Here is a 22,496-nt window from a genome sequence, read left to right as displayed (position 1 = left end):
ACCCATGACGGCCCTCACTTCGGCGCGATGCCGGCGAAATGCAGCACGCCGGCCACCACGATCACCATCGCCAGCGACAGCGGCAGGAACACCTTCCAGCCGAGGCGCATCAGTTGATCGTAGCGGTAGCGCGGCACGATCGCCTTCGCCATCGCGAACAGGAAGAACATGAAGAACAGCTTCAGCGAGAACCAGATGATCCCCGGCACCCAGTTGAAGGGCGGCAGGTCCACCGGCGGCAGCCAGCCTCCGAGGAACAGGATCGTCGCCAGCGCGCACATCGTGACGATTGCGACATACTCGCCGAGCATGAACAAGAGGTACGGCGTCGAGCCGTACTCGACCATGAAGCCGGCGACGAGCTCGGATTCGGCTTCGACGAGGTCGAAGGGCGGGCGGTTGGTTTCCGCCAGCGCCGAGACGTAGAACACCACGAACATCGGGAACAACGGCCAGACGTACCAATTCAGGATCGTCAGCTGCGGCAGCCCGATCAGGCTGGCAAGGCCCCGCGCGTGCTGGGCCTCGACCACCGCCGTCAGGTTCAGCGTGCCGGCGCAGAGCAGCACGGTGATGATGACGAAGCCGATCGAGACTTCGTAGGACACCATCTGCGCGGCCGAGCGCAGCGCGGCGAGGAAGGGGTATTTCGAGTTCGACGACCAGCCGGCCATGATGATGCCGTAGATCGACAGCGACGAGATCGCGAAGATGAAGAGGACGCCGACATTGATGTCGGCGATCACCCAGCCGAGATTGGTCGGGATCACGGCCCAGGCGGCGAGCGCGAGCACGCATGAGACCAAGGGAGCAAGAAGAAACACGCCCTTGTTGGCGCCGGCCGGGATGATCGGCTCCTTCAGCACGAACTTCAACAGGTCGGCGAAGGATTGCAGCAGGCCCCACGGGCCGACGACGTTCGGGCCGCGGCGGATCTGCACCGCCGCCCAGATCTTGCGATCGGCGAGCAGGATGTAGGCGATCGCGACCAGCAGGACGACGAGCACGAGGACACTCTGCGCGACCATGATGATCAGCGGCCAGAGGAACCCGGTCCAGAATGCGCTTTCGAAGAATTCCATCAGATCACGCTCACTCCGCTGCGGTCAGCATCTGCCCGGAGGCGAGGCGCGAGCACTCCGCCATCACGGCGGACGCACGCGCGATTGGGTTGGTCAAATAGAAGTCCTCGACCAGAGGCTTGAACGGCGCCTTCTCGGGCGAGCCGCCCTTCCCCGCCAGCTTCTTGATCTGGTCGGCCGAGCCGGCCTCGATCTGGTCGAGACGGATCAGATGCGGCACGGCCTTGAACACCGCCTGGCGCAGGGCTTGAAGCGAGTCATAGCCGAGCTTCTTGCCGAGCGCTTCCGACAGCGCGCGGATGATCGCCCAGTCCTCGCGGGCCTCGCCCGGCGGAAACGCGGCGCGGCCCGTCATCTGCACGCGGCCTTCGGTGTTGACGTAGATCGCGGACTTCTCGGTGTAGGCAGCCGCCGGCAGGATGACGTCGGCGCGGTGCGCGCCGCGATCACCATGGGTGCCGATATAGACAACGAAGGTGCCGTCAGGCGCCTTGATCTCGTCGGCGCCGAGCAGGAACAGCAAGTCGAGCGTGCCGAAGGTCGTCATCTGCGCAGCATTGAGGCCGCCGCTGGTTGCGGCAAAGCCGATGTCGAGCGCGCCGACGCGCGAGGCGGTCTCGTGCAGCACGCCAAAACCGTTCCAGCCGTCCTTGACTGCGCCGACATCGAGCGCGAGCTTGGCGCTGGCGGCGAGAATGGCGGCGCCGTCGTGACGGGCGGCCGCGCCCGCACCGACCAGGATGATCGGTTTCTCAGCGTTCTTCAGCACGTCCATGAAGGAATGCTTGCCGGCCGCGAGCTCGGCCAGCGTCTCGGTACCGGCACCGAGGTGGTCGAAATCATAGGTCAGGTCGGCCTTGGCACCGATCACGCCGACCTTGAAGCCGCCGGCGCGCCAACGCTTGCGGATGCGGGCGTTGAACACGGCCGCCTCTTTCCGCGGGTTCGCGCCGATGATGAGCAGCGCGTCCGCCTGCTCGACGCCGGCGAGCGTCGGATTGAAGATGTAGGAGCCGCGGCCGAGCGCGGGATCGAAGGCGTCGCCGCCCTGCACCGCCAGATTGCTCGAACCGTATTTGCCGAGCAGGTCCTTCAGCGCGAACATCTCCTCGACGCCGGCGAGATCGCCTGCGATCGCGCCGATGCGCTTGCCGTCGGTGCGCGCCGCCTTGGCGGCGATCGCAGCGAAGGCTTCGGTCCAGCTCGCTGCGCGCAGCTTGCCGGCTTCGCGGATATAGGGCCGGTCGAGACGCTGGGTGCGGAGGCCATCGACCACGTGCCGGGTCTTGTCGGAGATCCACTCCTCGTTCACGGCCTCGTTGATGCGCGGCAGGATCCGCATCACCTCGCGGCCGCGGGTGTCGACGCGGATCGCAGAGCCGACGCCGTCCATGACGTCGATCGACTGGGTCTTGCCGAGCTCCCACGGGCGCGCCGCGAAGGCATAGGGCTTCGAGGTCAACGCGCCGACCGGGCAGATGTCGACGAGGTTGCCCTGCAATTCGGACGTCAGCGCGTGCTCGAGATAGGTCGTGATCTCCATGTCCTCGCCGCGGCCGGTGGCGCCCATCTCGGGCGCGCCGGCGACTTCCGCCGAAAAGCGGACGCAGCGCGTGCACTGGATGCAGCGGTTCATCGAGGTCTTGACCAGCGCGCCGAGATATTTGTCCTCGACCGCGCGCTTGTTCTCGGCGAAACGGCTGGTGTCGACACCGTAGCCCATCGCCTGGTCCTGCAGGTCGCACTCGCCGCCCTGGTCGCAGATCGGGCAGTCCAAGGGATGGTTGATCAGGAGGAATTCCATCACGCCTTCGCGTGCCTTCTTCACCATCGGCGAACGCGTCGAAATCTCCGGCGGCTCGCCCTTGGGGCCCGGACGGCAATCGCGCACGCCCCAGGCGCAGCTCGCGACCGGCTTCGGGCCGCCCTTCACCTCGACGAGGCACATCCGGCAATTGCCGGCGATCGACAGCCGCTCGTGATAGCAGAAGCGCGGAATCTCGGCGCCGGCCGCCTCGCACGCCTGAAGCAGCGTGTACTCGGCGGGGACATCGATCTCTTTGCCGTCGATGATGAGCTTGGTCATGTCTCTTACTCCGCCGCGACCATGTTCACGGGATCGCGGACGCCGATGTCGTCGACATCGGCCTTGTGCGAATATTGGTCGATGCGCGCTTCGATCTCGTGGCGGAAGTGCGTGATCAGGCCCTGGATCGGCCAGGCCGCGGCGTCGCCGAGCGCGCAGATGGTGTGGCCTTCGACCTGCTTGGTGACCTCGAGCAGCATGTCGATCTCGCGCTTGTGGGCACGGCCTTCGGCCATGCGGGTCAGGACGCGCCACATCCAGCCCGTGCCTTCGCGGCACGGCGTGCACTGGCCGCAGCTCTCGTGCTTGTAGAAATAGGAGATGCGGGCGATCGCACGGATCAGGTCGGTCGACTTGTCCATCACGATCACCGCGGCGGTGCCGAGGCCCGAGCGCAGCTTGCTCAGGCTATCGAAATCCATCGGCGTGTCGATGATCTGCTCGGCCGGCACCATGCGCACCGACGAGCCGCCGGGGATCACGGCCTTGAGGTTGTCCCAGCCGCCGCGAATGCCGCCGCAATGCTTCTCGATCAACTCACGGAACGGGATGCCCATAGCCTCTTCGACGTTGCAGGGCCGCTCGACATGGCCGGAGATGCAGAACAGCTTGGTGCCGACATTGTTCGGGCGGCCGATGCCGGCGAACCACGCCGCGCCGCGGCGCAGGATATCGGGCGCAACGGCGATGGATTCGACGTTGTTGACGGTGGTCGGGCAGCCGAACAGACCGACATTGGCCGGGAATGGCGGCTTCAGCCGCGGCTGGCCCTTCTTGCCTTCGAGGCTTTCGAGCAGCGCGGTCTCCTCGCCGCAGATATAGGCGCCGGCGCCGTGGGCGACGTAGAGGTCGAACGGCCAGCCGTTGAGATTGTCCTTGCCGATCAGCTTGGCCTCGTAGGCCTGGTCGATCGCGGCCTGAAGGCGCTCGCGCTCGCGGATGAACTCGCCGCGGACATAGATGTAGCAGGCATGCGCGTTCATCGCGAAGCTCGCGATCAGGCAGCCCTCGACCAACAGATGCGGATCATGCCGCATGATCTCGCGGTCCTTGCAGGTGCCGGGCTCGGATTCGTCGGCGTTGACGACGAGATAGCTGGGACGGCCGTCGGTCGATTCCTTCGGCATGAAGGACCACTTGAGACCGGTGGGGAAGCCGGCGCCGCCGCGGCCGCGCAGGCCCGAGGCCTTCATCTCGTTGATGATCCAGTCGCGGCCCTTGTCGATGATGTTCTTGGTGCCATCCCAGGCGCCGCGACGCCGCGCACCCTCCAGCCCCCAATCATGGAGGCCGTAGAGGTTCTTGAAGATGCGGTCCTTGTCCTCGAGCATATCAGTGCTTTCCGATCAACGAATGGACTGCTTGTAGGCAAGTCCGGCGGCGCAGACGGCGAAGAACAGCGCCCAGAGCAGACTGGTCTCCTGCGAGGCGTTCATGAAGTAACGCTGCAGCAGGAACATGAAGGCAGCCGCGATCGCGGCGTGCATGGCGACGAAGCCCCATTTCTTCACGGCCGCGGTCCCTCCGGTTACGACGAGATCACGCATCAGGTGATCTCCTTGAGCGTGGTCGGTCCGGTCATCGGCGCCGAGAATTGGCGGCCGTTCTGCGGACCGGGCTTGGGCGGATTGCCCGAAGCGAAGCCATCGAGCACCTTGCCGAAGCTTTCCTTGGTCAGGTCCTCATAGGTGTCCTTGCCGATCAGCACCATCGGCGCGTTCACGCAGGCGCCCAGGCACTCCACCTCCTCCCAGCTGAAATTGCCGTCCTTGGAGAGATGGAAGGGCTCGTGATGGATGCGGTGCTCGCAGACGTGGATCAGATCCTCGGCGCCGCGCAGCCGGCACGGGGTGGTGCCGCAGACCTGGACGTGAGCCTTCTTGCCGACGGGGGCGAGCTGGAACATGGTGTAGAAGGTCGCGACCTCCAGCACGCGGATATAGGGCATGTCGAGCATGTCGGCGATGACGCGGATCGCGGCTTCCGACACCCAGCCCTCGTTCTGCTCCTGCGCACGCCAGAGGATGGCGATGACGGCGGAGGCCTGGCGGCCTTCGGGATATTTCGCGATCTGCTGCCGGGCGAATGCGAGGTTCTCCTCCGTGAACGCAAAGCTCGCGGGCTGGACTTCCTTCGGTGCTAATCGGCGAACGGACATCTCTTCAATCTCTCACTGCATGCGGCGCGCGGACACGGCATTCAGATTCTTGGCATTCAGATTTTTGGTACCCAGGTTCTTGGCGTTCATGGCCTCGATCCTGTCCTGCCAGAATGCGCTTGCGGTGCCGAAAACGTTGTAGCCGACGTGGGTCGAGACCTTGATGCGGTCGAGGATCGACAGCTCGGTCACGGTTTCCATGCGGTTGCTGCGCGGATCGAACACGATCAGCTTCAGCGGGGTCTGTTCGAGGATGAAGCGCGACACTGCGTGCGAGCGGTCGCTGCCGTGCTCCTCGCACATGATGACGCTGTCGGTCTGCAGCAGGCGGACGCCGCCCTTGATCGCCTCGATCTCGACGCCTTCGACGTCGAGCTTGATCAGGTACTTGCCGGTGGCCGCGACCTTGCCGTCCTCGATCAAATTGTCGAGCGCGATCACCGGCACCTCTTCGCCGCCCGCCGACTGATCGCCGGCGATGCTGAAGGCTTCGTGCTTTGTGCCCGACAGACGCGCGGTGCCGCGCGCCGCGCCGATGGCGCATTTCATGGTCTCGAAGCGGCCAGCGTTGATGCGGGCATTGTTGGCGAGCTTCGAATAGTTCTGGCCCGACGGCTCGATCGCGATCGCCTTGTGCGCGCCGAACGGCTTGCTCGAGACCAGCACCGACCAATAACCGTAATTGGCGCCGCAATCGAGCAGCGTGTAGTCGACGTCGATGGAATCGGCGAACAAGAGCTCGAGCTCGTCCTCGTAAATGTAGGAGCGGTTGAGCAGCTTGCTCCAATAGCCGTCGCCGTAAGGGAATTCGAACACCGCGTCGGGATTGAGCCTGATCGCGATGTTGCGCTCGGGCAGCGTCTTGCGCAGCAAATTCGCGCAGGCGATGTAGCCCATATGCGAGAAGTGCGAGGAGATCTTCGATCCCGTCACCAGCGCCAAGGCAGCCGTCCGCTCCCACAGGTTCGCCCCTTCAAGGGCCCCCGAGGCACGGTCAAACTGGATTGGCGCCTGCGCCATCACCGATCGACCTCTCCGAACACGATGTCGAGCGAGCCCAGGATCGCCGAGACGTCGGCCAGCAGATGGCCGCGGCAGATGTGATCCATCGCCTGGAGATGCGCGAAGCCCGGCGCGCGGATCTTGCACTTGTAGGGCTTGTTGGTGCCGTCGGCGACGAGATAGACGCCGAACTCGCCCTTGGGCGCCTCGACCGCGGCGTAGACCTCGCCGGCCGGCACGTGGACACCTTCGGTGTAGAGCTTGAAGTGGTGGATCAGCGCTTCCATCGAGCGCTTCATCTCGCCACGGCGCGGCGGCGCGACCTTGTTGTCTTCGACGACGACCGGGCCCTTGCCGTCAGGCGCGTTCAGCTTCTGGATGCACTGTTTCATGATGTGCACGGACTGGCGCATCTCTTCCATGCGGATCAAATAGCGATCGTAGCAGTCGCCGTTCTTGCCGATCGGAATGTCGAAATCCATCTCGGCGTAGCACTCATAGGGCTGCGACTTGCGCAAGTCCCAGGCCGCGCCCGAGCCGCGCACCATCACACCCGAGAAACCCCATTCCCAGGCTTCCTTGAGCGGCACCACGCCGATGTCGACGTTGCGCTGCTTGAAGATGCGATTGGCGGTGAGCAGACGGTCGAGATCGTCCACAACCTTGAGGAACGGATCGCACCAGGCCTCGATGTCGTCGACCAGCTTCTGCGGCAGGTCCTGATGCACGCCGCCGATACGGAAATAGGCCGCATGCATGCGGCTGCCCGAGGCGCGCTCGTAGAACACCATCAGCTTCTCGCGCTCTTCGAAGCCCCACAGCGGCGGGGTCAGCGCGCCGACGTCCATCGCCTGCGTGGTGACGTTGAGCAGATGCGAGAGGATGCGGCCGATCTCGCAATAGAGCACGCGGATCAGCTGGCCGCGGCGCGGCACCTCGATGCCGAGCAGCTTCTCGGCGGCGAGGCAGAAGGCATGCTCCTGGTTCATCGGCGCGACGTAGTCGAGCCGGTCGAAATAAGGGATCGCCTGCAGATAAGTCTTCTGCTCGATCAGCTTCTCAGTGCCGCGGTGAAGCAGGCCGATATGCGGATCGACGCGCTCGACCACTTCGCCGTCGAGTTCGAGCACGAGGCGCAAAACGCCGTGCGCCGCCGGGTGCTGCGGTCCGAAATTGATCGTGAAGTTACGGAGATTCTGCGGTTGCTCGTTCATGATCAGACCTTCGGCCCCGCTTTTTCATCGCCCGGAAGCACCGGATAGTCGGCACCTTCCCAAGGGGATAAAAAGTCGAACTTGCGGAATTCCTGGTTGAGGCGGACCGGCTCGTACACCACCCGCTTCTCCTGATCGTCGTAGCGGACCTCGACGAATCCGGTGAGCGGGAAATCCTTGCGCAGCGGATGGCCCTCGAAGCCGTAGTCCGTGAGGATGCGGCGCATGTCGGGATGGCCGACGAAGAACACGCCGTAGAGGTCGTAGGCTTCGCGCTCGAACCAGTCCGCGCCCGGGAAGACGTCGATCAGCGAGGGCACCTGCGTGGTCTCGTCGGCTTGCGCCTTGAGCCGGATGCGCGCGTTCAAGGTCGGCGACAGGAAGTGATAGATGACGTCGAAGCGCTTCTCGCGATCCGGATAGTCCACCGCCGTGATGTCGGTGATGTTGACGAACCGGCAGTTCGGGTCATCGCGGAGGTACTTGACCACCTCGACGATCCTGGCGGCCTCGACGTCCACGGTGAGCTGGTTGAAGGCCACCGAGTGACCGGTCGCGGCGCCCGGAAGCGCGCTAACGATCGTCTGCCCCAGGGCGTCGAGCTTGGCGTCGTCCATGACGTAAAACCTTAGCGTTCGATGGTGCCGGTGCGCCGGATCTTCTTTTGCAGCAGCAGCACGCCGTAGAGCAGCGCCTCCGCCGTGGGCGGGCAGCCCGGCACGTAGATGTCGATCGGCACGATGCGGTCGCAGCCGCGCACGACCGAGTAGGAATAGTGATAATAGCCGCCGCCATTGGCGCAGGAGCCCATCGAGATGACGTAGCGCGGCTCGGGCATCTGGTCGTAGACCTTGCGCAGCGCCGGCGCCATCTTGTTGGTCAGCGTTCCCGCCACGATCATCACGTCGGACTGACGCGGCGAGGCACGCGGGGCGAAGCCGAAGCGCTCGACGTCGTAGCGCGGCATCGAGACCTGCATCATCTCGACCGCGCAGCAGGCGAGACCGAAGGTCATCCACATCAAAGAGCCGGTACGCGCCCAGGTGATGAGGTCGTCGGTCGCGGCCACGAAGAAGCCCTTGTCGGACAGCTCGGAATTGACCTCGAGGAAGAACGGATCATTGGCCCCGACCGGCTTGCCGGTCGAAGGATCTAGAATGCCCTTCGGGGCCGGTGCGATCACCGGACCTGCGGACTGTGTAGCCGGGTTCAATCCCATTCGAGGGCCCCTTTCTTCCATTCATAGGCGAACCCGACCGTCAGCACGGCGAGGAACACCACCATGGACCAGAAGCCGGTCGCGCCAAGCTTGCCGAACGCCACCGCCCAGGGAAACAGAAACGCCACCTCGAGATCGAAGATGATGAAGAGGATGGCGACGAGATAGAAGCGGACGTCGAACTTCATGCGGGCGTCGTCGAAGGCGTTGAAGCCGCACTCATAGGCCGACAGCTTTTCGGGATCCGGCTGCTGGAACGCCACGATGAACGGCGCGATCAGCAGCACGAGGCCGATCAGGCCCGCTACCCCTATAAAGACGACGAGTGGAAGATAGTTCTGCAGAATGCCGCTCATTGGCGAGCCCTTTTCCCGCAGCCTCGGGACAGCCACGGATTCGTCCGATTTGGAATTATTCTGAGCCTTAGCGCAGTGCACCAATGGGCGCAAGACACGCTCTTTTCAGGCCCTTTGCCGCCCCCAGAACGGTGAAAATCCCGGAATCACCCCGCGGCTGGTATGGAGCAGATCGCCCCACCCAGCAAGGGCTGCCACGGTCTCGCAGGTCAGCCGTTCTGAGATTGCGGCGCTCGGGCCGAGCCAGCTATTCGCTGCGCGCTGACCGACCAAATGCTCGGGCTTTGATGCAGCGCCGCAGGGGCAATTCCCCCGTTGTCGCGGCGACAGATTTGCCGATCGGCGCGGTCAGGACCAACAATGCTGGTGCCGCCGCCTCAGGTGCAGGAAAGACCTGTCCACAGCTCAGAGTAATCGGAGGAGCCATGCGTCATCACAGGACCAGGGCTCGTCCGGCGAATGTGCCCGCGATTGGCTCCAAGCCGGTCGCGGGCGCGGCGGCGACCTGCCGGTCGCTCGCGCCGCGCCCGGATGAGCTTTGGGCCGGGGGGCATGGCCCGCGAGCTCATCGTAACCGCAGATCAGCGGACGCCCAGGTGGAGCCGAGCGAACGTCACGATCGGTTGCGCTTCGTCCCAGAGCCTTCCGGCCCTGCCCTCGCCTGTCCTCACCATTTGTAGGAGACGCTGGCGGTGACGCGCCGACGGTCGCCGTAGAAGCAGGACGTGGACGACGCGCAGCTTGCGACATAGATCTTGTCGGTCAGGTTGATCACGTTCAGCGCCGTCCGCCAGTTCTGCCATTCATAGTGGAGCGCGAGATCGCCGAGCACGACCGCGGGAACCTCGAGCGTGTTGGCGGTATCGGCCCAGGACGAGCCGATGTAACGTACGCCGCCGCCGAAGCCGAAGCCCGCGAGCGGTCCGTCCTTGAAGGTGTAGTCGGCCCAGCCGGACACCAGGAGTTCGGGCGTGTTGGTCGGCGTCTTGCCGACGAGCGTCGGATCGAGATCCTTGCTCACAAAGAGATTATAGGCCGTGAAAGCACCGATGAACTTCAGCTCCTTCGTGGCATTGGCCACCGCCTCGAGCTCGATGCCGCGCGAGGTCACCTCGCCAGTCTGGTTCTGCAGGAGCGGAACGCTGCCCGGCACCGTTGTCGGGACATTCTGACGGACAAGGTCGAACGCCGAAACAGTGAAATAGCCGTCGAATCCGACCGGCGCAACCTTCACGCCGATTTCGGCCTGCTTACCGGTCTCCGGCAGGAAAAGCTGGTTCGACGCATTAAGGCCGATGATTGGATTGTAGCTCGTTGAATAGGAGACGTAAGGCGAGATGCCGTTGTCGAAATTGTAGATCAACCCGGCGCGGCCGCTGAACCTGCTGTCGTCGCGGCTGGCGACGGTGGCGCCGGTGTCCCGGGCTTCCTGCGTCGTCTCGACCCAGTCATTGCGGCCGCTCAGCACCAGCGTGAAATTGCCGAGCTTCATCTGGTCCTGAACGTAAGTACCAGCCTGTTTCTGCGTGATGAGGAAGTTGCGGAACGGCGAGCCGGGTAGCGGAACCTCAGCTCCTCCGTAGGCCGGATTGAAGACGTTGATCGAGGGCACACCGAACCCGAAGGCCTGGTAATCGTCGATTTGATAGCCCCGCAGATCGACACCGAACAGCATCGTGTGCCTGACGGCGCCGGTGTTGAAACGATACTCCAGCTGGTTGTCGAGATTGGCCTGATTCGCGGTGTTTTTCGCATACCAGTTATAGCGGCCCATCGTCGCCGTGTTGATGTTGTCCCAGCCGTTGCCGACATAGCCGCGATAGGTGATGTCGACATGCGCAAAGCGCGCGTTCTGACGGAACGTCACATCGTCGGTGAGATGACGCTCGAACTGGTAGCCGAGCATCTCCTGCTCGCGCGTGAACTTATCGACACTGGGATCGCCGACGAAGAAGCTGGTCGGGATCTTGCCGAACGGCGCGCTGGTCACCGTGCCCTGATAGGGCAGGAAGTTGATGCCGCGGGTATCCTGCTTCGAGGCCGACGCCAGCACCGTGAAGGTCGTGTCGGCATCGGGCTTCCACGTGACCGACGGCGCGATGAAGTAGTTGTTGTCAGGTGTGAAGTTGACCTGCGTACCGCCGTTCTGGACCTGGCCGACCACGCGCGCGAACAGCTTGCCGTTATCAGGACTGGTCGCAACCGGACCGCCCATGTCGAAGCTGACATAGGCGTTGCCGAAGTTGTTGACGCCGGTCTCGATGTAACGGATCGGTTCGGCCGGCGGCATCTTGCTGATGACGTTGACGATGCCGCTCGGGCTCGATCCGCCATACAGCACCGCCGACGGACCGCGCAGCACCTCGACACGCTCCATGTTGGGCGTCTGCAGCTTCCAGCTCGCATAGGACGTGTAGAACAGCTGCATGCCGTCGAGGAACAGCCCAATGTCCTCGGACTTGAAGCCGCGGATCAGCCACCAATCGTTGCGCGTGTCCGTACCGAAAGTCCCTGCCCGCACGCCGGCGGTGTAGCGCAGAACCTCGTCGAGCTTGTTCGGCTTCTGGTCGCGGATCTGCTCGGCACCGATGACGGACACCGCCTGCGGCGTCTCCATGATCGGCGTGTTGGTCTTGGTGCCCGACGAGCTGCGGCCGGCGACATAGCCATTCACCGGCCCGCGCGGCGTCTCGACGAAGCCGACGTCGCGCCGTGGCTGCGGCCTGTTCGAGGCAGGGGTCTGCGCCGAGATCCGCGTCGCGCGGCGCTGAGGCGTCGCCGCGGTGCGGCGGCGCGCTTCCGGCGCCGTGACCGTCACCGGCGGAATGTTCTGCGCGCCACTCTGCGCGGAAGATTGTGCAAGCGATGCCTCAGGCATCAAAACCCAAGCGGATGCGGTCGCCAACACGGCCGACCGCAGCATTCCAAGACTGTTCAACGCGCCACCCCAAAGCTGCATGTTTCGATGCGTCATGCCGCCTGTCCCCGGAACGGCATGCGCTCGCGATGACGCTTATGTGAGGGCGCGGGAATTCCCTAATTGAATGCTTCTTAGAAGGACTCTTAGAAATGCTCCAATATTTCCGTATGTTGCTGCAACATCAGCGGGCTTCGGCGGCGATCACCGAAAGACGATCAGGCGGCCAAACGGCGCCCCAGACCAGCCCAGCGCGGCCGTCCGAATGAAACTTGCCGGCCGGGCGAGATGAAACCATTTTGCGGAACCCGCGAAACCATCCGGAAACAGACGGCGCTTAGAAGATGAGCCCGTAGACGACGGCAAAGCCCGTCGGGAGGCTCAGATGAACCACTCAATTCATTCTGCTGATCGTGCGACCCACCTGAAGATCGTGGTGGTGGCGCTGGTGGCCGGCATTGCCGTGGCCGGCTTCGGGATTGCGGCCCGCACCCATGCCGATTACAGCCAGACCGCCCAGTCCACCCAGGTCATCAAGGCCGGCAAGCCGGTGGTGGTGACCAGCGCGGGCACGTCCGAGATTCGCTGAACAACCGAAAAGGTCCGGTTTGATACCAAACGGCCGCCTTCAGGCGGCCTTTTCGTTCGGTTTCACCCATGCGACGGCGCCGCGGGGGATGTTGCCTCCGCCAGGCGCGAGAGGAGCGCAAGAAGATGCCCGCCGGGCACGGCGGGCATCCGTCTTCGAGATCACTCTACCAGGTATAGCGAAGGCCGGCCTGAGTACCCGCGATCGAGGTTCCGAATCCGCCAACCCCAGGCAGCAGGGGGTCCGGCAAGGTGATGCTGCTGCCATGAACTTCGAGGTAGGACGACAGCTGCGGCGTCCAGAGCACGTTGACCTTTGCGGAACCGCGAAGACCATTAGTACCGATCACGCCGGCCGCAACGGGGACCGCACCTCCAACAGCGCCGGCGCCGCTCGCGTCAACGATCCTGTAGTACTGACCGGAGATCGACGGCTGGATCTTAAAGCCCAGCCAGTCCGTCTCGAAGCCGGCGCGCATGCCACCGTGAAATTCGGTTGAATCGCCCGTCTTGCTGCCGAAATTGGCGGTATAGCCCTCCGAATAGGTTACGCCGACCGTGGGCTCGAACCACACGGTGTAGGGGAAGTCGAACCGGTATTGGCCGTTCCAGGTATAGGCGATGCCGGTGCCGTCCGCGGTCGCGGCAAGGGGAAGATTGGATGTGGTGCGAGTCCAGCTCGCAAGCGCGGTGAAGTCAGTCGAGAAACCGCCGTTGAGATACGACAGGGTGCCGGAAGTCGATGGAATTGAACCATCGGTCGTCAGTCCACCATTCGTGAAGGTGTGCGCCCACGAATGGGAGCCAGTCCCGATGAAGGTCAGCGCGTCGGTTGCAGTGAAGATACCGATCTTGGTCACATCGACTGCGCCGGTCACCGTCGCAACGCTGACCTGGACCCCGCTCGATTGCGCACTGTCGCCACTGCCGACGAGGTTCGCGCCGTAAAGCCAGACCGCCGGGGGCGGCGCTGCAAGTGCCGGAGCCTTGGCGTAGGCCAGGGCACCGAACGGATTGCTGACACCCCTTGCGGCGAACGGATCACGGCGGTCGAAATCCGACTCCTCGCCGCTGAAGCGCAGCATTCCAGGAGGAGTAACGACCCTGCGATGCTGAATCTGGTCGCGGACGTTCTGGATGATGTTCTGAACGGTGTTGTTGATGACTTGCTGCGGAACATTGACCTCCTGTGCGGAGACCGGTCGCGTCGCAAACAGACTAAGCAAAAAAGGTACGGCCACGACAAAGCTGCGGCGGAAAATTCCTGCCCTCATGGTATTCGATCAGCCCCCTGCTGGTTCAGCCCCGAGCCTTGGCGGGAGGTAAATTCCCGCAAGCTTCAGGCGCCGAATTTATTTGCAAAGCACCCGCGGCGTCTTCACCTGATTGGCTGAATTGGGGGTTCGGCTCCATCAAGCGCGCCCAGCTGATGCTCATTTGCAACACTTTCCCAGGCCGCGCTGCACGCCGAGCAACACGCCCGGATACGAGAAGCAACCCAACGCAGGGCGCGCGCCGATATCCCACTACTCCACCGTCGAGCGGTTTCGCTTCTTCGTGGCACCACGCTGCGTTGCCGTTTGGCTCAGCTCCGGACTTTTCTTAGGCTTGCCTGCTTCCCGTGCCCGGATGTGCCGCCGCACGTCCTCTCGAACGTTCTGAATGATCGAGTCGCGTGACGATTCGGCCGGATCATTGCAGCGGGCCACGCTGCACAAAGCGACGAGCAGCGGCAGGGCCAGAATCGGCGCACAGGCGAACTTGACTATCCTGGTCATCCGCAGTCTCCGAAGATGTCGCCGGCCTCCGCCGCCTGCGCCATCAACACCAGCGCAGCGCGACTGGTTTCACCGCTCGCGATGTGCAGCCTCTTGGTCGAAGCATCGCCACTCCCGGTTCACGAAATCCTGAACACGGAGGCCTTTGATGTCGTCATCCAGCATCCCTTGATGTAAAATCCACGAACAAGCCGCCTTAGCCCGTTTCTGCGATTTTTCATTTTCTGAGTTTCTGCCGATGCCTGCCCATTTCGGGATTTTCGTTCTCGCAAGCTCGCGTCCCCTCTTCACGTTGCAGGAACTGGCACGCCGGATCGCCGTTCTCGGCTGCGTAGCATTGTCGATGCTCGTTTCGACAATACTGCAGGCGACCGCTGGAGACAGGATCGCGCTCGTTGTGGGCAACAGCAACTATCGCAAGGTCCCAAAACTCATCAACCCGGCCAACGACGCCGCCGACATGGCGACGTCGCTGGGTCGTCTGGGATATTCCGTCAGACACCTCGCCGACCTCGACTACAATCATTTCCGGCAGGCCCTCATCGAATTCGGCAATGCGGCGAAGACGGCCGACAAGGCGGTGATCTTCTTCGCAGGCCATGGCGTCGAAATGGACGGAAAGAACTGGCTGATTCCGGTCGATGCCGAAATCAAGTCCGAGATCGATGTCTATGCCGAGGCGATCAATCTCGAGACCCTGATCGATATCTCCGTGATGCCGAAGATCATCGGCCTCGTGGTTCTCGACGCCTGCCGCAACGACCCGTTCGAAACGACGAAGGTCGCCGCCGCGGGACGCGCGCTGTCGTCGCGGCCATCCAAGGCGGCCGCGCCAGTGTCCGGCACACCCCGTTCCCCGACGCCTTTCGCGGCCGACACGCGCGGTCTTGCCCCTGTCGAGGTGAGCGACAACGTGCTCGTTGCCTTTGCGGCCGCTGCCGGCACGACGGCGAGCGACGGGGCCGGGCGGAATAGCCCCTACTCCGGCTCGCTCCTGCGCCATGTCGAAACGCCGCAACTCGAGATCAACTATCTCTTCCGGATCGTGCACGACGAAGTCTGGAAGGAGACCGGGACACAAGAGCCGGCAATCTACGGGACGCTGCCGAAGGGCGACATCTATCTCAACGGCGAAGCCGACATCGCAAGCGGCGATGGTGGAGCAGATGCCGAGCAGCTCGCCTGGGAGTTCGTCCGCTCGACCAACGAGATCGCGACCTTGCGCCGTTTCGCCCAGCAATTCCCGGCGAGCGCGCATACGGCCGAAATCGACCAGCGCATTGCGCAGTTGCAGACGGCTGAAACGAACGCCTGGAAGATCGTCGAGCGACAGAAGTCGCTCGCGGCCTACCGCGCCTATTTGGATCTCTATCCGTTTGGCCAGCATGTCGAGAGCGCCCGGGTCGCGCAGGCTTCGCTCGAGAAATCGGCTAAGCCGGGCCAAGCCACCGGGCAGATCGACATGCCCGGTCCGCCACCGGCGAGCTATCAGCTCGCCTCGGCCGAGACGACCACCGGCAATTCGGAGGCAGTCGAGAAGGCATGGGACGTCCTGAAGGAATCACGCGACAAGAGCGTGGTTGGCCGGTTTGCCGAGCGCTATCCGAGCTCGCGCCATAACCGCCTGCCGCCGGGCAGCGACCTTGCCCTGCGACCGGTCAATTCCACCGAACTGATGCTGCAATCAGCGCACGATAGCGACGTGAACGCCTGCTTCGACGGCGATTCCGGGGCGTGCGCCAGATCCATCAAAAAATACCCGGACTACGTCCAGCTTCAATTCCAGCTTTGCCGGTCCAAGGGCAATCCCAAGGGATGCATGATCAACGCGGTGACCGAGGCGCGCAGGCGCGGGCTCCTGGTTTCCGCCTACACCCGCTCGGAAGAGGAAAAGGTTCGCAATCGCGAATATCGGCGAGTAGTTGCACGCGTGAACCAGAATGTCGGCAATGTGGTCAGCGGCGTCGTCAGTAACGTCGTCGGCAACGTGGTCAGCAATGCCGTTTCGACTGCGGTCAGCAATGCCGCGTCGAGCGCAGCAAGCCGGGCGGCATCGCAGGCGGCATCAGCCGCAGCGTCGAACGCTGCCAGCCGATCAGCCTCGAGCGCTGCATCAAGCGCGGCCAGCAGAGCGGCCTCGACTGCCGCTTCGAATGCCGCGAGCCGCGTCACCATTCCATCGGACATCCGCCTCAAGGAGGACATTACGGCACTCGGCTGGACCGATACTGGCCTCCGCCTCTACCGCTATCGATACAAGGGCGATGCGAGGTTCTATGTCGGCGTGATGGCGCAGGAGGTCGCGCGGCAGACTCCCGCGGCGGTGTCGTCTGGAGTGGACGGGTTTCTGCGCGTCGACTATGGTCTGCTCGGCCTCGATTTTCTCACCGACCGCGACTGGATGATGCGGCAGCTCCGTTCGGGCATCGACTAAGGGACGCAACTCCATCTTGCGCTGGCTGGCACTGTTCATTGCCATCGGGCTTCTCTTCGACGCCGAAGCAGAAGCTTCCAACCGCCGTGTCGCCTTGGTCATTGGAAACGCGAGCTACGCGAACGCGCCGCCGCTCGGCTCTCCCGTCAATGATGCCGAGGACATTGCCGCGGGTCTCGCCGGCCTCGGCTTCGATGTCGATCTGCGCAAGAACACGACCATCGACGATCTGCGCGTGGGGCTCGTCGCCTTCACCGAGAAGTCCGCCGCTGCGGACATCGCGGTCTTCTATTTTGCCGGATACAGTGCAGCTGCCGGTGTCGGCAGTTACCTGATCCCCGTGGATGCGCATCTTGCGACACCTGAGTCGGCCAACGCAGAGACCGTTCCCCTGGCTGCGGTGACCGCTGCCGCAGGGCGGGCTCGCAGGCTGGGTCTGGTGATCCTGGATGCCATGCGGGAGAACCCGTTCCCTGCCATACCGAATGGCCGCCGCAGCAGCTCTTCCCTGACCTCACCCGGAAGCGCACCGATCCGCAACACGCTCGTGTTCTTTCCGGCGGAGCCGGGGCGGACCGCGGAAGAAGGCGAAGGCCGCAACAGCCCTTTCACTGCGGCGCTGCTGAAATACCTCCGGCAGGCCGACCTCGAGATCAACTTTGTGTTTCGCAACGTTCGCGACGAGGTTCGGCAGGCAACGCACCGGAAGCAGACGCCCTACATGTATGGTCAGCTTTCCAAGGACAAGATCTATCTCCATCCCGTCAAGCAAGTCGTCCAGGACGATACCGCCGTCATGCAGCACTGCGACAACGCCGTTGCCGGGCTCGCGGATTTGAGGGGACGCGCCGACCAAGGCGAGACGCGCGACGATACAAAGGCGGCGGGCGCGGTTGCGGCGTGCGCGGAGGCGGTCAAGCGGTCTCCAGGGGTGGACCGCCTGCACTACCAGCTCGGGCGTTCATTGTTCGCCATGCGCGATTACGAAGGAGCGGTGGCGAGCTACAAGGCGGCATCCGAGCTCGGCAACGCACGCGCGCTCTACGAGCTCGGATTGATGTATGAGAATGGCAACGGCGTCGAGAAAGATCCCGCCCGCTCGCGCTTCTACTATGAGATGGCCGCCGAGAAGAAGATTGCGCCAGCACTCGTCAGCCTCGGCCTACAGCAGGAGCGTGGAATCGGCGCGGCCAGCGATCCCGCAAAGGCCTATGCGTTGTACCAGCGGGCCGCCGAGCTCGGCGATGCGACGGCCATCAACAGGATGGGGGAGCTTGCCGAGAAGGGACTGGGAGCCAGGCGAGACCTGAAGTTGGCTCGGGCGCTGTACCAGAGGGGCGCCGCGATGGGCGGACTCGAAGCTCTGGTCAATCTCGCCCGGTGCAACGCCAACGGAATCGGCGGCCGACGGGACCTTGCCGCGGCCAGGCGGCTCCTGGCCAAGGCAGCGCAGGCCGGCAGCACCGACGCACGGCGCATCCTCGCGCATATCGAGGAGTCCAAGCCGAAATAGACGAATTCTGGCGGGGAGGAAGCGATCGGGATGAAACGGCAGTCCAAGCGGCGCTTTTGGCCGAGACAGCAACTATTTGATCTATTTGCCAAAAATGGCGCGAGAGACGGGGCTCGAACCCGCGACCTCCGGCGTGACAGGCCGGCGCTCTAACCAACTGAGCTACTCCCGCGTGACACGCAATGTCTGCGGAACGAGGGGGGACTTAAAGGCCCGATCTGGTGAAGTCAAGGATGTTGCATCCACAGCTCAAACCAGCCGATTCCACTGCTGGCACACACGAACGCGGCCCTCGGTAATGCCGGCGGCGTAGTCAGTCCGGTCCCGAATCGTCTACGCCTCCGGGAACTTGCGGGTCAGGGGCCATCTCCCTCTGGACGACCTGCAAGATCGAGGAGGCCAGACATGGCTAAGAAGGATCCGGCTAAGAAGGATTCTGCGAAGAAGGCAGCCGCGCCCGCCACGATCACGCTCAAGCACCTCGCCGCCGACATTGCCGAGCGCCAGGATGTCTCCAAAAAGCATGCCGAGGCCGTGCTGACCGACATGGTCGATCTGATCACCAAGCACCTCAAGAAGGGCGACCGGGTCCGCATCGTCGGCCTCGGCATCCTCCAGGTCCGCAAGCGCGCCGCCCGCACCGGCCGTAATCCTTCCACCGGCGAAGCGATCCACATCAAGGCCACCAGGAAGGTCGCGTTCCGCCCGGTGAAGGAACTGAAGGAAGCGATCTGAGGCCGCTAAAGCCAGACCCCGAGCCCGTTGCGGCCGCATCACGGCCCGCTTTTCTGATATACCGCCAGCTTCAAGAACACCCGGCGGTTTGACCCGAAATGTCCTCCCTCTCCTTTTCGCATACCGTGACCGAGCGCTTCCTGCGCTACGTCACCATCGACACCCAGTCCGATCCGGCATCCCCCAGCTCGCCGTCGACCGAGAAGCAGAAGGATCTCGGCCGCGTGCTCGCTGCCGAGCTGAAGGCCATGGGCGTTGTGGACGCGCATCTCGACGATTACGGCTACGTCTACGGAACGATCCCGGCCAACACCGACAAGAAGGTGCCGGTGATCTGCTTCTGCTCGCATATGGACACCTCGCCCGACGTCACCGGCAAGGACGTCAAGCCGCAAATCGTGAAGAACTATCGCGGCGGCGACATCACGCTGCCCGGCGACACCAGCCAGGTGATCCGCTTCAATGAGCACCCTTCGCTGAAGAACCAGATCGGCAACGACATCATCACCACCGACGGCACGACGCTATTGGGCGCCGACAACAAGGCCGGCGTCGCCGAGATCATGGATGCCGCGCATTTCTTCATCAACAATCCCGACGTGAAGCACGGCACCATCAAGATCCTGTTCACGCCGGACGAGGAGATCGGCCGCGGCGTCGACAATGTCGACCTGAACAAGCTGGGTGCCGATTTCGGCTACACCATGGACGGCGAGAGCGCCGGCTGCGTCGAGGACGAGACCTTCTCGGCCGACGGCGCCACCATCACCATCAACGGCGTCAGCGCCCATCCCGGCTACGCCAAGGGCAAGATGGAGCACGCGATCAAGATCGCCGCGGCCATCGTCGAGCGTCTGCCGAAGGAGGGCTGCTCGCCCGAGACCACCTCGGGCAAGCAGGGTTTTCTGCATCCGATCGGCATCGACGGCGCGCTCGAACAGGCGACGCTCTCCTTCATCGTCCGCGACTTCACCGAGGAAGGGCTGAAGGAGAAGGAGGCGCTGCTCGAGGGCATCGTCAAGGACGTGATGAAGGACTACCCGCGCTCGACCTACACGTTCGAGGTCAAGGAGCAGTACCGCAACATGAAGCAGGTGATCGATCGTCACCCGCACGTGCTCGAATACGCCATCGAGGCGATCCGCCGCGCCGGCCTGCGCCCGATGCGCACCGCGATCCGCGGCGGCACCGACGGCTCGCGCCTGTCCTTCATGGGCCTGCCCTGCCCCAACATCTTTGCCGGCGAGCACGCGTTCCATTCGCGGCTCGAATGGGTCAGCCGGCAGGACATGGAGAAGGCGGTGCAGACCATCGTGCATCTGGCGATGATCTGGGAAGAGAAGGCCTGACGCTTCCTGAAGACGTCGAATAGGGCCGGGCTTGCGCCCGGCCATTTCCATTTGGTTGAGGGGCCTACGGCACCGGCATTGCGCGCGGGTTGCGGTGGAAGCGGTTGGCGCTCGCCATCCAGTTCGGCAACGGCTCTCCATCGCGATGGCGTCCGCCGGCAACCGCCGCGGCCCAGGCCACTGCGGCGCCGATCAGGGTCGCGGCTGCGACCGAGAACGCCACGATGATCGAGTTGCGCCGCGCGCGGTTGATCGCCGTCTTCGCGTCTGCGATCAGGGCGTCAACGCGCTTTTCGGCGTCGGGGGCCGCCAGTCCCGTGACCGCGGCGACCTGCTGCACGAGGTACGTCCGGTCATCGGCGGCGACGCCGCTGTGGCTGGACGACGTCATCAGGATACGTCCGGCTTCGGCGCGCGCTTCCCTTAGGTCGGTGTTCGGAGCGCGGCGCGGCGCGCGGAACAGCTTGTCGAGCTCATAGCTCAACAAGGGCTCGGCCGCCGAGGTGTTGCTCGCCGAGCTGCGCATCGGGGAACGGTCGATCGCGGCAGCGCCGAGAAGGGCCAGCAGCGCGGCGCCGGCCAGGACCGCCAGCGCCCAGGCGGTCAACCCGTGAAGCCCGTCCCGCCGCTCGCCGTCATCCTCGATCGTTGCGAGCGCGGGCTCGGACCGGGTGGTCCGGCCGGCGACGTAACCGCCAAATCCAAAACTGACGATCGCCTGGATGATCAGATAGAGCCCGGAGAGTAGCGCCAGCGCCGCCGACGCATCGCGCCAGCTCGGCGAGGCCGAACTGACACCGAGGCCGACCGCGACACCAAAACCGATCAGGATGAACGACATTGCACTCGCAGCAAGCGCACCCGCGAACACCGAGCTCCACTGGATGGTTCGAGGCGCCTCAACTGCCAAGCCGCCTTCCATGACCTCTTCCCGCATCAGAGTCTCGACCGTCATCGCGGCGCTCTCAGCGCAGGCCGAAGAACGACAGGATCGCCATGATGACGACGATCAAGCCGATCAGATAAATCAGTCCGTCCATTGTCCGTCCTCCTCAGTTTCTTCTCTCGCTAATCGCGAGGTATGAGGAACGTTCCAAATTGGACAGATCGTATGGAACGAACTTGGAGGATGCGGGTTGTCTGTCCAAGTTCTAGGGATAGAGATTGTGAGCACATGAGGCCTCAGCCGGCTCGTCCGGCTGGGGCCTTTCCGCGTTGCGGCCGGCAGGTTTCCTCCTGTCGTATGTTAACGACGCCGGATCCGGGATCATCAATGGTGGGATGGGGCGGAACCTCCGGATCAGGAGAGGCGCGTGGACCGCAGAACGGCGTGCCTGCATCAGGCGAATGCATTCCGGGAGAAGGCCCTCGCCGATCCCGAGCACCACGACCAATGGATCGACGAAGCCATCAAATGGCTGGAACGGGCGATGGAAGCGAGCTGTCGGGCGGTCATCACCATGGAAGGTGACAATGGCAGCGACGCTCCGGCCCCCGCGTTCGAAACCATGGCGCCGCATCGGCACGTCATTGTCCGCCAGTGAGAGGCGCTGGCACCGCATGCACTGCTGCGGCAATTGTTCCAGGGACGTAACAATGTTGCGGGTCGACACTGTTCCCGCACCCATGCTAGGCCGGGCACAGACCGCAACCAGAGTGAACTCGTGCTCGCAAACCGTCAGCCCTCAGGATCCCGCCGCTCGCGTTTTCCGCGCGGGCTGCTGTCCGTGCTGATCGCGGCGGTCTATCTGCTCGCGGGCGCTCTGCACGGCGCGCACGACATCGACGTCACCACGCCCCGCGGCGGTTCGGAGATCGCCGCGGTCCTCGATGGCGCTACCGGCCATGACGACCACAAGACCATCGGCGGACATCATTGCCACGGCTGCTTTTCGCTGACCGTGGCACAGCCGGCACCATCGACCGCTGCGATCGCGCTCGTGTCGGCACCGAGCCCGCAACAGGCCCCCCGCCTCGCCGGAATTGTGCCCGATACCGACTCTCCCCCTCCCAGACCTATTGCCTGAACGGATTGGTCGGGCGCGGCGCGCCCATTAGGTTCATC

Annotated in this window: 21 protein-coding genes and 1 tRNA gene; 7 read left to right on the top strand and 15 right to left on the bottom strand. The window is 63.8% G+C overall.

What is annotated here, in order from left to right:
• Positions 1-14: 14 nt before the first annotated feature.
• The 11 genes from nuoH to I6F21_RS17395 form a co-directional block, all read right to left on the bottom strand.
• Positions 15-1,082, bottom strand: a complete 1,068-nt coding sequence (nuoH, locus tag I6F21_RS17445) for an NADH-quinone oxidoreductase subunit NuoH (protein WP_085969087.1) — start codon at positions 1,080-1,082, stop codon at positions 15-17.
• Positions 1,083-1,092: 10 nt separating this feature from the next.
• A complete protein-coding gene (gene nuoG, locus I6F21_RS17440; RefSeq protein ID WP_225140060.1) occupies positions 1,093-3,168 on the bottom strand; it encodes an NADH-quinone oxidoreductase subunit NuoG in 2,076 nt (691 codons plus the stop codon).
• Positions 3,169-3,173: 5 nt separating this feature from the next.
• Positions 3,174-4,499, bottom strand: coding sequence for an NADH-quinone oxidoreductase subunit NuoF (nuoF, locus tag I6F21_RS17435; RefSeq protein ID WP_036025343.1), 1,326 nt, complete (start codon positions 4,497-4,499; stop codon positions 3,174-3,176).
• Between the two features lie 15 nt (positions 4,500-4,514).
• Positions 4,515-4,715, bottom strand: a complete 201-nt coding sequence (locus tag I6F21_RS17430; protein WP_050991808.1) for a hypothetical protein — start codon at positions 4,713-4,715, stop codon at positions 4,515-4,517.
• On the bottom strand, positions 4,715-5,326 hold the full coding sequence (gene nuoE, locus I6F21_RS17425) for an NADH-quinone oxidoreductase subunit NuoE (RefSeq protein WP_036025344.1): 612 nt from the start codon (positions 5,324-5,326) through the stop codon (positions 4,715-4,717). Before nuoE ends, I6F21_RS17430 begins: the two co-directional genes overlap by 1 nt.
• 12 nt (positions 5,327-5,338) lie before the next feature.
• Positions 5,339-6,346, bottom strand: a complete 1,008-nt coding sequence (locus tag I6F21_RS17420) for an FkbM family methyltransferase (protein WP_225140062.1) — start codon at positions 6,344-6,346, stop codon at positions 5,339-5,341.
• A complete protein-coding gene (locus I6F21_RS17415) occupies positions 6,346-7,542 on the bottom strand; it encodes an NADH-quinone oxidoreductase subunit D (protein ID WP_036025346.1) in 1,197 nt (398 codons plus the stop codon). Before I6F21_RS17415 ends, I6F21_RS17420 begins: the two co-directional genes overlap by 1 nt.
• 2 nt (positions 7,543-7,544) lie before the next feature.
• A complete protein-coding gene (locus tag I6F21_RS17410) occupies positions 7,545-8,159 on the bottom strand; it encodes an NADH-quinone oxidoreductase subunit C (RefSeq protein WP_036010195.1) in 615 nt (204 codons plus the stop codon).
• An 11-nt stretch (positions 8,160-8,170) separates the two neighbouring features.
• A complete protein-coding gene (locus I6F21_RS17405) occupies positions 8,171-8,755 on the bottom strand; it encodes an NADH-quinone oxidoreductase subunit B (protein ID WP_172783815.1) in 585 nt (194 codons plus the stop codon).
• Positions 8,752-9,117: an NADH-quinone oxidoreductase subunit A gene (locus tag I6F21_RS17400; RefSeq protein WP_008136158.1), complete on the bottom strand. Its 366-nt coding sequence runs from the start codon at positions 9,115-9,117 to the stop codon at positions 8,752-8,754. The genes I6F21_RS17405 and I6F21_RS17400 overlap by 4 nt, the downstream gene beginning before the upstream one ends.
• 667 nt (positions 9,118-9,784) lie before the next feature.
• Positions 9,785-12,040, bottom strand: a complete 2,256-nt coding sequence (locus tag I6F21_RS17395; protein WP_225140155.1) for a TonB-dependent siderophore receptor — start codon at positions 12,038-12,040, stop codon at positions 9,785-9,787.
• A 379-nt stretch (positions 12,041-12,419) separates the two neighbouring features.
• Between I6F21_RS17395 and I6F21_RS17390 the strand changes: the two genes are divergently transcribed.
• Complete coding sequence (locus tag I6F21_RS17390) at positions 12,420-12,623, top strand: hypothetical protein (RefSeq protein WP_036010204.1); 204 nt, start codon at positions 12,420-12,422, stop codon at positions 12,621-12,623.
• A gap of 166 nt (positions 12,624-12,789) precedes the next feature.
• On the opposite strand, the gene I6F21_RS17385 is transcribed toward I6F21_RS17390, so the two are convergent.
• Together I6F21_RS17385 and I6F21_RS17380 are read right to left on the bottom strand one after the other, a co-directional pair.
• Complete coding sequence (locus I6F21_RS17385) at positions 12,790-13,896, bottom strand: autotransporter outer membrane beta-barrel domain-containing protein (protein WP_225140064.1); 1,107 nt, start codon at positions 13,894-13,896, stop codon at positions 12,790-12,792.
• Between the two features lie 252 nt (positions 13,897-14,148).
• Positions 14,149-14,400, bottom strand: coding sequence for a hypothetical protein (locus tag I6F21_RS17380; protein ID WP_036010209.1), 252 nt, complete (start codon positions 14,398-14,400; stop codon positions 14,149-14,151).
• A 238-nt stretch (positions 14,401-14,638) separates the two neighbouring features.
• Here I6F21_RS17380 and I6F21_RS17375 point away from each other — a divergent pair, with 238 nt between their 5' ends.
• Both I6F21_RS17375 and I6F21_RS17370 read left to right on the top strand, forming a co-directional pair.
• Entirely contained in the window at positions 14,639-16,834 is a 2,196-nt protein-coding gene (locus tag I6F21_RS17375; RefSeq protein ID WP_346656820.1) for a caspase family protein, read from the top strand.
• A 16-nt stretch (positions 16,835-16,850) separates the two neighbouring features.
• Positions 16,851-18,347, top strand: coding sequence for a caspase family protein (locus tag I6F21_RS17370; RefSeq protein WP_225140066.1), 1,497 nt, complete (start codon positions 16,851-16,853; stop codon positions 18,345-18,347).
• 95 nt (positions 18,348-18,442) lie between these two features.
• Here the strand turns inward: I6F21_RS17370 and I6F21_RS17365 are convergent.
• Positions 18,443-18,519, bottom strand: a tRNA-Asp gene (locus I6F21_RS17365).
• Between the two features lie 233 nt (positions 18,520-18,752).
• Here I6F21_RS17365 and I6F21_RS17360 point away from each other — a divergent pair.
• A complete protein-coding gene (locus tag I6F21_RS17360) occupies positions 18,753-19,082 on the top strand; it encodes an HU family DNA-binding protein (RefSeq protein WP_036010212.1) in 330 nt (109 codons plus the stop codon).
• Positions 19,083-19,180: 98 nt separating this feature from the next.
• Positions 19,181-20,431 carry a peptidase T gene (gene pepT / locus I6F21_RS17355; RefSeq protein ID WP_225140067.1) on the top strand — a complete coding sequence of 417 codons (1,251 nt, stop codon included), beginning with the start codon at positions 19,181-19,183 and terminating at the stop codon, positions 20,429-20,431.
• A 64-nt stretch (positions 20,432-20,495) separates the two neighbouring features.
• Here pepT and I6F21_RS17350 read toward each other — a convergent pair whose 3' ends face one another.
• Positions 20,496-21,386, bottom strand: coding sequence for a hypothetical protein (locus I6F21_RS17350; RefSeq protein WP_036010217.1), 891 nt, complete (start codon positions 21,384-21,386; stop codon positions 20,496-20,498).
• A gap of 358 nt (positions 21,387-21,744) precedes the next feature.
• Between I6F21_RS17350 and I6F21_RS17345 the strand changes: the two genes are divergently transcribed.
• On the top strand, positions 21,745-21,975 hold the full coding sequence (locus I6F21_RS17345; protein ID WP_146207727.1) for a hypothetical protein: 231 nt from the start codon (positions 21,745-21,747) through the stop codon (positions 21,973-21,975).
• Between the two features lie 120 nt (positions 21,976-22,095).
• Complete coding sequence (locus I6F21_RS17340) at positions 22,096-22,458, top strand: hypothetical protein (protein WP_225125157.1); 363 nt, start codon at positions 22,096-22,098, stop codon at positions 22,456-22,458.
• Positions 22,459-22,496 lie beyond the last annotated feature (38 nt).

This window comes from Bradyrhizobium sp. NBAIM03 (assembly GCF_020194055.1).
Lineage (GTDB): Bacteria > Pseudomonadota > Alphaproteobacteria > Rhizobiales > Xanthobacteraceae > Bradyrhizobium > Bradyrhizobium yuanmingense.
Note: the sequence above shows the minus strand (reverse complement) of the source record. Positions and strands in the feature narration are given on the sequence as shown.

Excerpts from the sequence above, each read along its gene's own strand:
- nuoH (WP_085969087.1), bottom strand. The coding sequence starts at position 1,082 with ATGGAATTCTTCGAAAGCGCATTCTGGACCGGGTTCCTCTGGCCGCTG.
- nuoG (WP_225140060.1), bottom strand. The coding sequence starts at position 3,168 with ATGACCAAGCTCATCATCGACGGCAAAGAGATCGATGTCCCCGCCGAG.
- nuoF (WP_036025343.1), bottom strand. The coding sequence starts at position 4,499 with ATGCTCGAGGACAAGGACCGCATCTTCAAGAACCTCTACGGCCTCCAT.
- I6F21_RS17430 (WP_050991808.1), bottom strand. The coding sequence starts at position 4,715 with ATGCGTGATCTCGTCGTAACCGGAGGGACCGCGGCCGTGAAGAAATGG.
- nuoE (WP_036025344.1), bottom strand. The coding sequence starts at position 5,326 with ATGTCCGTTCGCCGATTAGCACCGAAGGAAGTCCAGCCCGCGAGCTTT.
- I6F21_RS17420 (WP_225140062.1), bottom strand. The coding sequence starts at position 6,346 with ATGGCGCAGGCGCCAATCCAGTTTGACCGTGCCTCGGGGGCCCTTGAA.
- I6F21_RS17415 (WP_036025346.1), bottom strand. The coding sequence starts at position 7,542 with ATGAACGAGCAACCGCAGAATCTCCGTAACTTCACGATCAATTTCGGA.
- I6F21_RS17410 (WP_036010195.1), bottom strand. The coding sequence starts at position 8,159 with ATGGACGACGCCAAGCTCGACGCCCTGGGGCAGACGATCGTTAGCGCG.
- I6F21_RS17400 (WP_008136158.1), bottom strand. The coding sequence starts at position 9,117 with ATGAGCGGCATTCTGCAGAACTATCTTCCACTCGTCGTCTTTATAGGG.
- I6F21_RS17395 (WP_225140155.1), bottom strand. The coding sequence starts at position 12,040 with ATGCTGCGGTCGGCCGTGTTGGCGACCGCATCCGCTTGGGTTTTGATG.
- I6F21_RS17390 (WP_036010204.1), top strand. The coding sequence starts at position 12,420 with ATGAACCACTCAATTCATTCTGCTGATCGTGCGACCCACCTGAAGATC.
- I6F21_RS17385 (WP_225140064.1), bottom strand. The coding sequence starts at position 13,896 with ATGAGGGCAGGAATTTTCCGCCGCAGCTTTGTCGTGGCCGTACCTTTT.
- I6F21_RS17380 (WP_036010209.1), bottom strand. The coding sequence starts at position 14,400 with ATGACCAGGATAGTCAAGTTCGCCTGTGCGCCGATTCTGGCCCTGCCG.
- I6F21_RS17375 (WP_346656820.1), top strand. The coding sequence starts at position 14,639 with ATGCCTGCCCATTTCGGGATTTTCGTTCTCGCAAGCTCGCGTCCCCTC.
- I6F21_RS17360 (WP_036010212.1), top strand. The coding sequence starts at position 18,753 with ATGGCTAAGAAGGATCCGGCTAAGAAGGATTCTGCGAAGAAGGCAGCC.
- pepT (WP_225140067.1), top strand. The coding sequence starts at position 19,181 with ATGTCCTCCCTCTCCTTTTCGCATACCGTGACCGAGCGCTTCCTGCGC.
- I6F21_RS17350 (WP_036010217.1), bottom strand. The coding sequence starts at position 21,386 with ATGACGGTCGAGACTCTGATGCGGGAAGAGGTCATGGAAGGCGGCTTG.